This is a genomic window from Bacillus cereus group sp. MG9, assembly GCF_040459995.1.
In the GTDB taxonomy this organism is placed as follows: Bacteria; Bacillota; Bacilli; order Bacillales; family Bacillaceae_G; genus Bacillus_A; species Bacillus_A mycoides.
In genome coordinates, this window is the sequence record NZ_JARVHC010000001.1 from 2,789,388 (window position 1) to 2,802,484 (window position 13,097).

The window sequence follows — 13,097 nt, forward strand, 5'->3', positions numbered from 1 at the left end:
ATAAATCTACACAACGAAGAACAAACGTTCCCTTCGGGTCGAATAATAATTCACTCCATCCTTTTATCTAATTTTAGATAATGGCTTGTTCCTACATACGTTTTCCCTTTCGCAAATCCACTCGAAGTATAAAATTGATCCCCCTGTTCTGTATCTGTATGTAAGACAACAATAGTAAAATAGATTTTTGCATCGCTTAAGATTCTCCCTAACAGTAACTTTCCTAATCCTTTCCGCCGGTAATCTTTTGCAATATAAAATCTTCTTAATCGACCAATCTTATTATTTTTCGTATACGGATCTTGATTTAATCCTCCAATTCCAATTAACGTATCCTCTCGAAAGATTCCATATAAACATTCACCTGTTTTACTAAACGTATTTCTTTTACTTTCATATTCATTTTTTAATTTTAATAAGAAGTTAAAACCTTCTTCTTTACTTTCCTGGACAAGGTGATTGACCTCATATTTTAGCAAATCTCCAATTCGTTTTATTTGTATATTTTCCAGCTTACTCCCCCACTTTCTCTATCCAAATGTATCTTTTTAAAAAATAAAAATGCCCAAGAATATATTATCCTGAGCATTTATTTGAATGTGAACTTATTCATTTTGTTATGTACGTATTCTTCAATTCTGGTAATAGCCCCTTCAGTTCCATTAAATCATCAATTACTAAATCAGCATGAGCAAGTTCATCTTCTTGTGCAAAATCAAAATTACATCCAATTGCAATTAGACCATTATCTTTTGCCGCATTAATATCCGATAAACGATCCCCAACTACCGCTGCCTCTTTTATATCATATTTCATCAAAATGCTTTTTACTAAGTCACCTTTATTTAGCGAGTGTATTTGTTCAATACTGAATGTTTCCGTAACCCATTGGTCTAAATCATAATAAGATACGATTGCTTGTAAATATTCCGTTAAACCATTACTAACAATGTAAACAGAACAATTATTTTCTTTTATAAAACTAAAAACTTCCTTTACACTCGGATATAAAGCACCATTTCCGCTCTTTATATTTTCAATTAGTCTTTCTAAAAAATATGCATCTGTTTGTTCCCTTACTTCATTAGAATGATTAGGTAATAAAGCTTCCCAAACTTTAGGTAAAGGTACACCCATAATTTCACGATATTTATCAATTGGTGTTATCGTATTCCATAATTGTAGTGACCGTAAATGATCAAATGTATCATCTAGTGATAACTCTAAAATTTTATCTGTTTGAAATAAAGTTCCATCCATATCGAAAATTAGTGCTTGTAACATGATATTCTCTCCCATTCTTTACTTATGAACTACAATACAGCTTTAATCGAAATATTTTTAAGCATCTCAACAATAATTTCTGAGCAATAATTCGCTGCGGTTTTCGCGAAATCATCATATGAAACTTGCGCTGAATCATCTGCACTGTCAGAAATGCATCTCAAAACGAGAAACGGTATGTCATTTATATAAGCAACATGTCCAATTGCTGCTCCTTCCATTTCTGTACAATGAGGTGTATATTCAGTGACTAATTGCTCCTTTAATTTTGAATCCTCGACGAAGCATTCTCCGCTGACGATTCTTCCTTCATGAACAGTAATATTTAAACTACTACTATTAACAGCTTTTTGGGCTAAATCTCTTAATTCCTCGCTTGCATGAAACTCTTCTTGAAACGGAAATAAATTCTTCATTTGATTTTTACTAACATCATGATGAGTAACATTTGTAGAAATAACTAAATCGCCGACTTTCACATCAGGATGCAATCCACCCGCAACACCTGTATTTATGATAAAATCCACATCAAATTTATTAATTAAAATTTGTGTACATGCCGCTGCATTTACTTTCCCTACACCACAGCGAGTAATTATAATCTCTGTACCCATGAACTCTCCCTTATAGAAAGGCATGTTAGCAACTGTATGTTCCTCTTTTATATGTAGTTTTTCTAAAAGTAAGTCTATTTCTATTTGCATTGCTCCGATAATACCGATTCTGTTCATGTATGTAGTCCCCTTTTTTTATTCATAAGTATGCTAGCATATTATGTAGTTCCCCATAATTTTCAGCTAACCAAATCATTTCTTCTGCAAAACGTATCGGTGGTATACTATGTTGATCCATATTGGTATGAATCCACCAAGTACTCTCCATATACCACAACATTTGAATGGCCTGAACAATCCTGCCATTAATTGGTGAGGTCGAACTTGTTAATCTGCTGGATTATGATTTTACTCGGCAGTAGCCTCTGCAAAATACAGATTTATTTGGTTTAATTAGGATTAAAAATGAATTAACAATATCGGAGGCGGAGATTATCAAATTTATCCAACTAATAAGTAAAATGAGTGATTTGATATCACCAGATACAAAGAACGAAATAATAGCTGGGATTACCGATAATACGATAAAAGGTAAGCTCATAAAGACCCAAAATCTCTTCTTAGAAAGAATTGCATTTGTATTGAGCCAAAAATATAGTCCTCTGAACGTTAAGCTAACATCACCTTTTTTGTTTATTACAAGAATATGAAGAGCTTCGTGTATTAAAAAAACAAAAAAAACGATTAAAATAAGGGGGAATTTTGTCATATGATTAAAACTTACCCCAAACCAATTTGGTGCTAGAAAAAAAGTAACCGTTAATAGGTAAACAAGCTTCATATAATGCTTTCGAAACCAAGTATTTTGAATGAAAGGTTTCCATTCCGACAAATCCAGACTTAACTGTGGCAAATTTCGAAACCATAATATCATACCTATCCCTGCCTTTCCTATGATATAGTTCCGACCAATTAATACCATGTAATGCTTGGGACTAGCGTATTATTGCTCGTCAGTTTAGTAAGTAAATGTTTTTTGCAAGCCTATCATGCTGACTTAAATGAACGTACTGGTAAGAATACTGCTTTTTTGCAAGATTCAAGGACTATTTGAATGTGGTAGATGCCTTTTTTGACCAGTACGCCTTTATTCCAGTTAAGAATTTCATACGGAATGACTTTCTCCTTGGCGAACAGCTTGTAATTAGAGGCTGAGTCTGTGCAGAGAATAATGTCAGAATATAAGCATCCACTTAAAGCTTAATCAATTTCCTCAGCGGTAATCCGCCCTCTACCAGCTACTTTTGTCATAGGCGACGATAACGCTGATTTGTTCATTGCTAATGCCGTATTTTCGTGATTTGCGATGGATAATTCACCTTGTCCCTTTATCGCTTTCGAGAAAATAGCCTTTCAAAAAAACACTCATTATACAAGCTCCAAATATTCATCAATATCTTTATGAATTTGCATAAAAGCTTTATTCCAAAATTCATAATCTGATAGATCAATATCAAAATGTTTTTTCATCAGTTCTTCAACCGGTGCTTTTCCCGTTGCTCGCAAAAATTCTTTATACCTCAAATGAAATTTACTTTTATTTTCTTTCGCTAATCCTAGTAAACTAAAACTTACTAAATAACCAAATGCGTATGGATAATTATAAAAAGGAACGTCTGCTATATAAAACTGAACGTATTTCATCCAAACAAACGGCTGGTATTCTGTTAGTGCATTTCCGTATGCCTTTTCTTGCGCGGCTATAGATAATTTCTCAATTTCATCAGCACTTATAGGACCTTCTTTACTTTTTTCATAAAAACTCTTTTCGAACTGGAACGATGCACGAATTGCCATAACATAATTAAAGCTATTTCTAATTTTCCAGCTAAGCAATGCCTTTTTCATTTCTGTACATTCTGCTGTTTTTATTAAGTGATCTACAAGCACCATCTCAAAGAAAATAGACGCTGATTCTGCTGTACTCATTGGCAGATAATCATCTAAAAATGAAGTAGATTGTTCCAAACTCATAACATAAAAATGCCAAGCATGTCCTAATTCATGAGCAATTACTCTTACACTATCAATTGTTCCATCATAACGCATTGAAATACGGGATTCTTTTTCACTGAAAAAAGGAGCACAAAATCCACCCGGCGGTTTATTATCTCTCGGTTCAGCATCTACCCAGCCATTCGCTATCGCATTCCGCGCGAACTTTGCCAATTCTTCATCTATATTTTCAAATGCATCATATATGTTTTGTACTCCTACTGAAAAAGGAATAACGATCTCATTACTTTCTTTTAATGTCATAAGTTCATGCCATGTAATCGAATTCTTTTCCTTTTTAAAAGCGTTTAAAGCACTTACTAGCTTATCAATTTTAGATTCCGTTGCATCCCACATTTGGGATAATGCAGTTTCAGAGATGCCATTTGCTTGTAGTGATTGTTTTAAAATCTCTGTTCCTTCCATTTCATCACTTTTAGCATGACGTAATCTTCCTATTTGATTCAATACAGTAGCAAAGATTTCTTTTTCCTTATTCAAAGTATTTGTAAGAGAATCGAATACTTTTGACCTTTCATTGTGATCATCACTATTCATCGCAACATAATTCGCTTGTCCAAAAGATAAAGTCTCTTTATCATGAGTTATTTCTAATTTATTCCGTAATTGTATGTACATATCTTCCCAAGCTTTTAATTCATTTTCTATAAATTTAATACTTGAATGATTTGCATTAACACTTTGTCCCTTACTAGATTCTATTAATAGTTGAACTTCTTTCTTTAATTGATTTACTTTTACACTTAGTAAAGTATCTTCAGGATGCTTCTCATCTTCAGCAGCACGGCAATATAAGTGATACTCTGCTTTTTCGATAGCCTGTATAAGTTGTGAAAGGATTACTGGGTCTTTTGTTGCTTTATATTCTACTTTTAGCTGTTCTATAGAAAACATAGGGTCCTGTTCATTGGAATATAGCCTGCATAAATCCCAGTTAGTTGGAGCATGTATAAGCTTATTCATTTTTAATAGCCTCCTATTTTTACAAATAGTTACAACAATTTAATCCCTCCATAATTATATATGAATCTTCAATTTTTAGATATATCCAAATATTGAAACTTGAATGAATGCATTTTAACATTCCTTACTCTGCTCCCTCCCATTTACAAGTCTACCTTTTATGAAATGTAAATAGCATAAAGACACTAAAGCTACAAGTATTGGAATAAGTATAACTCCTCCAATAAAGGGATAAACCGATACACAACATGTAAAAGCTATTATAGAAAAAATTTTACCTAACCTATTCTTTATTAACTTAATTCCGGCCGCAGTACCGACTATATATGTAACAATCCCCAGTGAGTTCGGTATTAATACGATTCTATCTATACTAATATGAAAAACGAAACTTATTAACAAACCTATTATTGCAATAAAACCCACAACTTTTACTGCATTTGTTGGTGCTGCTCTTTTTACATTAATACATGCTAAATAACGAGGGGCAACTTCTTCCTTTCCTAGTGAATAGCCTAAACGCCCCATACTTGTGATAAATGCATTTGTTGTCCCTAAACAAATAATAAAAGCTACAAATCCAATTAACCATGCAAATTGGTCACCTAATGTTTGCTTGATTACAAGTACTAGAGCTGTAGTATTATCAGCATTAATATGATACGATTTCGTTCCGATTACTGATAATGCAATGCCAATATATAAAACTCCAATAATAATAATCGCAAATCCCGTAGACAAAATAATATTTCTTTTTCTAGGCGTTTTAAATTCTGGAGCTAAACTCGCAATTGCTTCCCAACCGAAAAACGACCAAAAAATTAATAATGACGCATCTAAAATCGGTTTTACTGCTTTCATAGAAATATGTACATTTATATTTTTCATTTCAATATAAGGTAGTGAGCTTATAATTGTTACGATTAAAATAAAAAAAGTTAATACACCGATACATACTTGAAATAAACCGCTCATTTTTAATCCAAATAAATTGAAACCGATAGAAATACTTACTATGATTAACCCGATAATATAAGAAAAATACGATGGTAAAGAAAAAACTTTTACTATATACATTCCACCTGTCAGTGATACAATGATTTGTCCAACACTACCTGCGATAAAAAAACACCACCCTATAATGGCACCTACTTTTTTACCAAAAGCCTTCTCTGAAAAAGTTGCAATTCCCCCTGCACTTGGATGCTCAATAGATAAAAAAGCAAATGTTAATGCAAGTGGGATACTAAGTAAAATCATAATAAGCCAAGAAATAATCGCATTCCCTTCCGCTATACTCGCAGTCATACCAGGTAAAATAAGAATTCCTGATCCTAAAACTGCCCCTACATATAAAGCTGTTCCCTTTTTAATAGAAATTGTTTCGTTGAAATGATTAGACATTACATGCACCTCCATTTATATTTTAATTATAGAAAGTTATCAGTCTATTCGACATTCAATAGTGTATGTAATTTAGCATTAGATTTTATATTATGCATGTATTTCAGAAGTTTACTTTCAGTTTTGCAAAGGAGCATGATTAATGGATGAGATCGATAAGAAAATAACCCTATTATTACAAGAAGATGCCAGGATGACAATTACAGAAATGACTGAGCATTTACACCTTAGCCGCCCTAGTGTTACAGAAAGAATAAAAAGGTTACAAGATACAGGAATAATTGAAAAGTATACAGCACGGATATCACTAGATGCAGTTGGAAAATCAATTCAAGCATTTTTAAGAATTGAAAACTTAAAGATTCCATGTAAAAAATTTGAGGAGAAAATATACGAAGAACATAGGATACTCGAATGTCACCGGGTTACAGGTGAAAGTAGCTATTACTTAAAAGTAGCGGTTCACTCAATGAAAGAGTTAGAAGAAATAATTGATATTGTTATACCGTTGGGTACTGTAAAAACTTCTATGATTTTATCTTCACCGATACCATATCGACCAATTGTCACAGATTAAAAGTAAAAAAGGATTGATCAAAAGATCAATCCTTTACTCTACTTCATTTAAGAAGAACAATGTTAACGCACCAGGTCCTGTATGCGCTCCGATTGCTGCTCCAATTGTATTTACGATAAATACTTCACAAGCGAATCTTTCAGTAATTAATGCTTTTAATGCTTCGGCAGTTTCTAAATCATCACCGTGAGTCATACCGATTGTTTGACCTTTAAGGTCTTTCCCACGCTCTTCCATAATATCAACAATTCGGCTTAATACTTTCTTTTTCCCTCTTACCTTTTCAAGTGGTACAAGTTTTCCTTCATCCACATTTAAGATCGGCTTAATGTTTAATAAACCACCGATAAAACCAGCTACTTTACTTAAACGCCCACCTCTCACTAGGTACTGCAAGTCAGCTACAGTGAAGATATGTTCCATATGGTTCATTAGAAAAGCGACACGGTTTAATATTTCTTCTTTTGATGCGCCCTCTTTTGCCATTTTTGCAGCTTCTAATACGACAATACCTTGACCGAGTGAGGCACATTTTGTATCAATAATTTCTAAATCTAAATCAGTGTATGTTTCTTTCACTTCTTCTTTAATGAGAACTGACGATTGATATGTACCAGACAGTTCAGATGAGAAAGCTAAATATATACAAGGATTACCTTCTTTTGCATAAGAAACAAATTTTTCTTGGAAAGTTTCAAGTGAAGGCAATGACGTTCTATAAACTGCGCCTTCTCTCATTTGTTGCAGTAATGTAACCGATTTTAATGTAACCCCATCTAAATACTCTGTTTCTGCTTCATCATATACACGGAGTGGAATTAAATCAATATCATATGCTTGCAGCAATTCTACCGGTAAATCCGCCGCACTATCCGTAATGATTTTAACACCCATTTTTAAACCTCTATTCTGTTATAAATATAAAAAATATAAAATAAAAATAGTACTTTTAAATTATATACGTAAAACTTAAATGAAGAAAGGAAAAGACTTTATATTGTATGCACTATTCTTCAAAACTTGAACTGCAAATAAAAATGATTTCATTTTAACCTCTTTTTACAAGTTATTACACTGTGTATAATGAGAATATTACATTTTTTCTGAGGGAGGATACATATGAGTATTCAACTAGCTACATATAATGATTTAGAATGGGTTAATAATCATTATGAATCGATAGGATTTGTACCAAGTGATTTAACACGAGACACAGTTGCGATCATTACATATAACAACGAGTATGCAGGTGTTGGACGTTTAGTCCAAATAGATGAAGGTACTATTGAAATGGGTGGAATTTTTATTCTCCCTAAATTTAGAGGTCTACAATTAGCTGGGCAACTCGTTTCATTTTTAGTACAAACTGCAAAAAAATTACAAATACTAAATGTGTATTGTCTTCCTTTCGAGGAACTAGAAAATTTTTATAAAAAATATGGCTATACTGAAGTCGATACTACGAAAGAAGTTGTCCACCCAATTATTCTAAAAAAATATAATTGGTGTTTGGAAAATTACGATAAACATGTTTTACTATTTAAGTTGTGAGTTTTGTAAAAAAGGAGTCAATGCACTTTGTATTACACATCAGATTATACAAGCAATTATCTGTGAATTAGCTTCTTTATTCAAACAACATATACGCCACATTTTATACCCGTTTTTAATAAGTGTTAGCAAGTTCGTTGACAAACTTGTTAGCACCTTTTTAAAACTTAAACCTGAAGAAATTCATACAATTAAGTAACTATCCTAGCTAGCAATAATATCATCCTTCATAAATATTAAAGTGAATTCATTGAGGATAAACCGTTTGGAGGATATTCTATAGCACTGAATGATTTACAAAAGATTACGCATTGATACGCTACGAATAAAAATAATGAGCTAATCAAGGGAATATAATCATTTTTATGTAATTCGCACTTGTACTTCCTGTTCTTGTATCACTTGAATGATTAATTCCAATACAATATTTTGTACTAACTGATACACATTGTCATGAAATGTACTTTGTTCTGATATGTATTCAATACATTGATATATATATCCTTCTACCAATAAGCTCCCTTTTTCAACTGTAAATTTATTTTGTCCATTCTTTTTTACTTTTGGTACTAAAAATTCGGTTTTTGTCAAAACAATCTCCTGTTCCACCTCTTTTATTCCTATGACTTTTTCTGTAAATACCACTTTTTCTCGTAAACTAATTTCACCTTTATATCTTCCTATTTCTATTGGTAGTCTGGCTGTTATATAATTACTTACTTCTCCCCCATTTTCACTCTCTAATATTATGCTGTGAATAGGAATCCATGAAGATGTCTCTACCTTATTCTCTTCATTATTCCCTTTAACTTTTTGATTATATAATTCAACAAGCACTCTCTTTTCATGAAGATTTAAAGAAACTAATTTACAATAAGCCTCCGAATGATACTGTTGCACTGTAGTTAATAACTTAGAATCTAATTCACGCCCCTCCGCATCTTTTTCATTTCGAAATACAAATGCATCTTGATTTTTCACATTTATTTTTGGAAATACTTTAAAGCTAGACACTTCTGAAATAATAGAAAATGGCGTTTTCACTACCATTGAATGCACTGAAGTCTCTATTTTTGATCCTAAACCTATACTTTCTCTCTTTGATTCAGTTTCTTCACTTTTTTTCTCTGATTCATTTGCTACTTCTACTTTCTCTAATCCAATCACTTTATTTTCTTTTGCTGGTTCAGTCTCTTCACTTTCTTTGTTTGATTCAATTGCTATTTCTTCTTTCTCTAATTCTCTTTCTTCATATTCTTTTACTGATTCAATTTTCACCTCTTCTTCCTCTAATCCAATCGCTTTATTTTCTTTTGTTAATCCAGTTTTTTCACTCTCTTTCTCTATTCCAATTACTTTATCTTCTTTTTTTGACTCTGTTTCTTTACTTTCTTTCTCTATTCCCATTGCTTTATCTTCTTTTTTTGACTCTGTTTCTTTACTTTCCTTTTTTTCTCTTATTTCGCGCGAATCATCTTGAACATTCAGCATTTTCCATTTGTAAACTTTGTTCCATATTTCCTTACCAACCCATGGCTTATTCATCACCATCCCCCCATCTGATGAAATTCATAAAAATATGCTTTTTGTACGCGACCATTCCATCATTATATATGTTTTATAATAATAAAAAAGACATTGTCTTTTTATTAAAGACAATGCTTTTTTAGTCTTATACTTGTACTTGTTGTACTTGTAAAACTTTTAAAGTAAGATCTAGTACAATTTTTTCACGAAGAGTTCCAAATGGCTCGTTTAATTCTGTTGGACAAGGTGAAAAGTCTAATTCGAAAAATTGTGCGCTTACTAATTCACAATATGGTTGTTCATTATAAAAAACTGTATTTTCGAAGAAGTATTTGTCTAAACGTGGTAAATCACCATTTTTAGGATTAATAAAGTGAGATGTAGTATCTGATGAAGAAGCTACTAAAGCTAGTGAAAGAAAATCAGCTGCTGTCAAATCTGCAAAACCAGAAAATGGAACATTTGCAATACGATCATATAGCACTCCATTACACTCATCATTTGCATATTCAATATTTTTACGAATATATCCTTGTACAAATAATTTTGCTCTTGTAACTCGGCGATAAGGTGTAGCATCTACTGGAGTAAATGCTACAGGAACTAACTTACATTGTGTTAAAAATACATTTTTTAACACACGTTTAATCTCAGTTGCTGGAGGATCTAATGAAATATCAGATTCTACAACAATTTGAATTGTTCTTTCTGCTAATACAACTGGTATTTTTACAATCGGTGTTCCTGGAGTAAGAATTGGTGTTGCAGCTGCATCACTTAATGGCGTTTGAGTTTGTCCATCTACCTGACATGGTACATTAATTGGGCATTGTTCGCTCATATTTTATAATCTCCTTTATATGAAAAATTTAGAGCTTTTTAACTCTCTATACTGTATATGTTTGTCTTCTATTAATGCGTGGGTTTGTATCATAGTCACTTTTATCATTTACAAAAAAAAGAGTATTTTCCCTTTAATAATCAAATATACACAACTTAATATACTGAGTTTTTATGAGTATTTACCGATAAAAAATAAAATTTATTAACTCTCATCGTGGGAGAATAAAATGATATGTTAATTAAGTTCCGTAGTAAAAAAGATAACCATATTTTCAAAGAAACTTTCAAAAAATCTATTCTCAAATTTATTAAAACAGATAAATTTAACTTTATTGATTTCTTCATTTCATAATATCTATACAACTGCAATTTAATATTGGTAGCACCTTATTATTAAAAAATAAAAACCGACTTAATAAAGTCGGCTTTTATACCCAAATTGTTGTGGGATCACTTCATCTTTAATTCATATCGTTTTTTTACTCTCACCTTTTTCAATAGAATTTATCAATACTTCTATTGAAAACAATCTTGTCGTTGTTCTCCCCTCTAATACTAGTAATTAACATCTCTCTTAATTCCTTTAGTTTAGGTAAAATTATCTTTGGATATTTTATATTTGTAATTATAAAAAAGGACTAATTGATGTTAATTTAATTGGATTTTCTAGCCTTTTTATTTTGTACAATTCAATTCGTACAAACTCGTTCAATTACCTATTATTCACTGCATCCCAGTTTAGGTATTTCCCTTTTTCTAAACAATCCAATATAATAGCTGCACTAACTACAGTCGCCCATCCCTTTCTAATATGATCCAGATCGGTAGCAACTTCAATTTCAATCCCATCATTATAAATACTATACGATGATGCACCGCATACGACGTCTCCTTTATAGAACCAATCCCTCGATTTATATAATCATCTGTCAATTGAAAAAGTATATCTTGCACAAGGGGTAACATATTTACGTAAATCATTTGATGGACTAGCGGCTGTTGGGCGCATACCAGACGGAAATTTGATGAAGCCTTAAAGGCTTTATCTGATTCACAGAAGGGGAAAAAAGTGAAGTAAACAAAAAATAACTCCAAAATCAACTTCTATTGTATATTTTGGAGTTATTTTACGCTCGCTTTAAATTCGTAATTTTCTGTTTATATATATTTCTATTTTCCTTTTCTTATTTATGTTTATCAGCTAAGTATCTAGCATAGTGAACTAAATTTCTAGCTACATCTAATTCAAGATTAAATATATTAGGTACACCTGGTCTCCAATTCACCTCAAACAACCACAATTTTTGGTTTTCATCAATCCCAACATCAATTCCTAACTCATCAAATAATACATCCTTATATAAAGAATTAAAATGGTTAGAAAAACTCACCGCAAATCGTTCTAAATACCTTTGAACATTATACCAATCGTTATCAAACTCCGTTTTTAAAAAAATATCTAAATAAGTACTATAACCACCGCTAGCCATATTTGATACAACACTTCCTAATGGACCTATTCTCGGGAATATTGAAGTAATAACCCACTTTCCTTCTCCATTTCTTTGAACATGCAATCGAAAATCATAAACATGACCAGATTTCATTTGACATGAAATAAACTGTTGAACTATGTAGCCTTTCTCTTGAATCTTATCAGACAAAAAACTTAGTAATTGTTTTTTATTAATAAGTGAAATTTGTTCTGACTCATTCATACTGTAATTTATCCCATGTTTTTCAATAAAAATAATACCCTTACCTTGATGTCCAGAAATTGGTTTAATAATAAGTTTTTCATAACGATTAATCATGTCAAAAAACTTATTAACATCATTTAATTCATAAAAAGGAATAAGATATTGCTTAAATTCCCCTGCTTTTTTTATTCTGTTATATACACTTAATTTATCTCCGATTGAATGACTTGTGAACGGGACTTTATCATATAGATAATCAAAAATTTGCTGATTTTTATCACTAACATGAACACTTGCATTATAAATAACATCAGGAAAAGAAAATTCTTGTTCAACCCACTCACCATTTTCATAAGTTTTACCTAAAATCTTCTCAGTTTCTATATTTACTTTCCCTAAAGTAAAATAAAAAAAGTTTATACCTTCAGCTTTGGCTACAGCAGCATAAGTATATGCTTTCTTTACGTCATTCGGATCTTTCCGATGATGAAGCATACCAATTATAGTCATGTTGGCTCTTCTTCCCTTCTTTCTAAAGATCTTTTTCAAAACAAATATCAAATTCATTATATATATATTCATGTTCTCCCTCATTCAACCATTTTTCGAAAAATCCAG

The 13,097-nt window shown here is 31.7% G+C and carries 12 protein-coding genes and 2 pseudogenes; 2 read left to right on the forward strand and 12 right to left on the reverse strand.

The window, feature by feature from the left end; genetic code table 11:
- Positions 1-50: 50 nt before the first annotated feature.
- The 7 genes and pseudogenes from QCI77_RS14250 to QCI77_RS14280 form a co-directional block, all read right to left on the reverse strand.
- Complete coding sequence (locus tag QCI77_RS14250) at positions 51-479, reverse strand: GNAT family N-acetyltransferase (protein WP_483298980.1); 429 nt, start codon at positions 477-479, stop codon at positions 51-53.
- Between the two features lie 130 nt (positions 480-609).
- Complete coding sequence (locus QCI77_RS14255; RefSeq protein WP_353825097.1) at positions 610-1,284, reverse strand: HAD family hydrolase; 675 nt, start codon at positions 1,282-1,284, stop codon at positions 610-612.
- A 29-nt stretch (positions 1,285-1,313) separates the two neighbouring features.
- A complete protein-coding gene (locus QCI77_RS14260) occupies positions 1,314-2,015 on the reverse strand; it encodes a 5'-methylthioadenosine/adenosylhomocysteine nucleosidase (RefSeq protein WP_353825098.1) in 702 nt (233 codons plus the stop codon).
- A gap of 22 nt (positions 2,016-2,037) precedes the next feature.
- Positions 2,038-2,202 (reverse strand): annotated as a pseudogene (locus QCI77_RS14265) (homoserine kinase); the annotation flags it as partial.
- 36 nt (positions 2,203-2,238) lie between these two features.
- Entirely contained in the window at positions 2,239-2,778 is a 540-nt protein-coding gene (locus QCI77_RS14270) for a DUF3267 domain-containing protein (RefSeq protein WP_353825778.1), read from the reverse strand.
- Positions 2,779-3,266: 488 nt separating this feature from the next.
- On the reverse strand, positions 3,267-4,877 hold the full coding sequence (locus tag QCI77_RS14275) for a M3 family metallopeptidase (protein WP_353825099.1): 1,611 nt from the start codon (positions 4,875-4,877) through the stop codon (positions 3,267-3,269).
- A gap of 114 nt (positions 4,878-4,991) precedes the next feature.
- Positions 4,992-6,281, reverse strand: a complete 1,290-nt coding sequence (locus QCI77_RS14280; protein WP_353825100.1) for an APC family permease — start codon at positions 6,279-6,281, stop codon at positions 4,992-4,994.
- 142 nt (positions 6,282-6,423) lie between these two features.
- On the opposite strand from QCI77_RS14280, the gene QCI77_RS14285 reads away from it, so the two are divergent.
- Complete coding sequence (locus tag QCI77_RS14285; RefSeq protein ID WP_353825101.1) at positions 6,424-6,858, forward strand: Lrp/AsnC family transcriptional regulator; 435 nt, start codon at positions 6,424-6,426, stop codon at positions 6,856-6,858.
- A gap of 33 nt (positions 6,859-6,891) precedes the next feature.
- Here the strand turns inward: QCI77_RS14285 and QCI77_RS14290 are convergent, their stop codons facing one another.
- The gene (locus QCI77_RS14290) at positions 6,892-7,752 is read right to left on the reverse strand and encodes a DegV family protein (RefSeq protein WP_353825102.1); all 861 of its coding nucleotides are present in this window, start codon (positions 7,750-7,752) and stop codon (positions 6,892-6,894) included.
- A 225-nt stretch (positions 7,753-7,977) separates the two neighbouring features.
- On the opposite strand from QCI77_RS14290, the gene QCI77_RS14295 reads away from it, so the two are divergent.
- Positions 7,978-8,409 (forward strand): GNAT family N-acetyltransferase, encoded by a 432-nt coding sequence (locus QCI77_RS14295; protein WP_060749954.1) that lies wholly within the window; start codon positions 7,978-7,980, stop codon positions 8,407-8,409.
- 363 nt (positions 8,410-8,772) lie between these two features.
- Here QCI77_RS14295 and QCI77_RS14300 read toward each other — a convergent pair whose 3' ends face one another.
- The 4 genes and pseudogenes from QCI77_RS14300 to QCI77_RS14315 form a co-directional block, all read right to left on the reverse strand.
- Positions 8,773-9,954: a BC_2427 family protein gene (locus QCI77_RS14300; protein WP_060749953.1), complete on the reverse strand. Its 1,182-nt coding sequence runs from the start codon at positions 9,952-9,954 to the stop codon at positions 8,773-8,775.
- Between the two features lie 127 nt (positions 9,955-10,081).
- Complete coding sequence (locus tag QCI77_RS14305) at positions 10,082-10,777, reverse strand: CsxC family protein (protein ID WP_078179262.1); 696 nt, start codon at positions 10,775-10,777, stop codon at positions 10,082-10,084.
- A 723-nt stretch (positions 10,778-11,500) separates the two neighbouring features.
- A pseudogene (locus QCI77_RS14310) lies at positions 11,501-11,718 on the reverse strand (GNAT family N-acetyltransferase); the annotation flags it as partial.
- 245 nt (positions 11,719-11,963) lie between these two features.
- A complete protein-coding gene (locus QCI77_RS14315; RefSeq protein WP_289404049.1) occupies positions 11,964-13,061 on the reverse strand; it encodes a YheC/YheD family endospore coat-associated protein in 1,098 nt (365 codons plus the stop codon).
- Positions 13,062-13,097 lie beyond the last annotated feature (36 nt).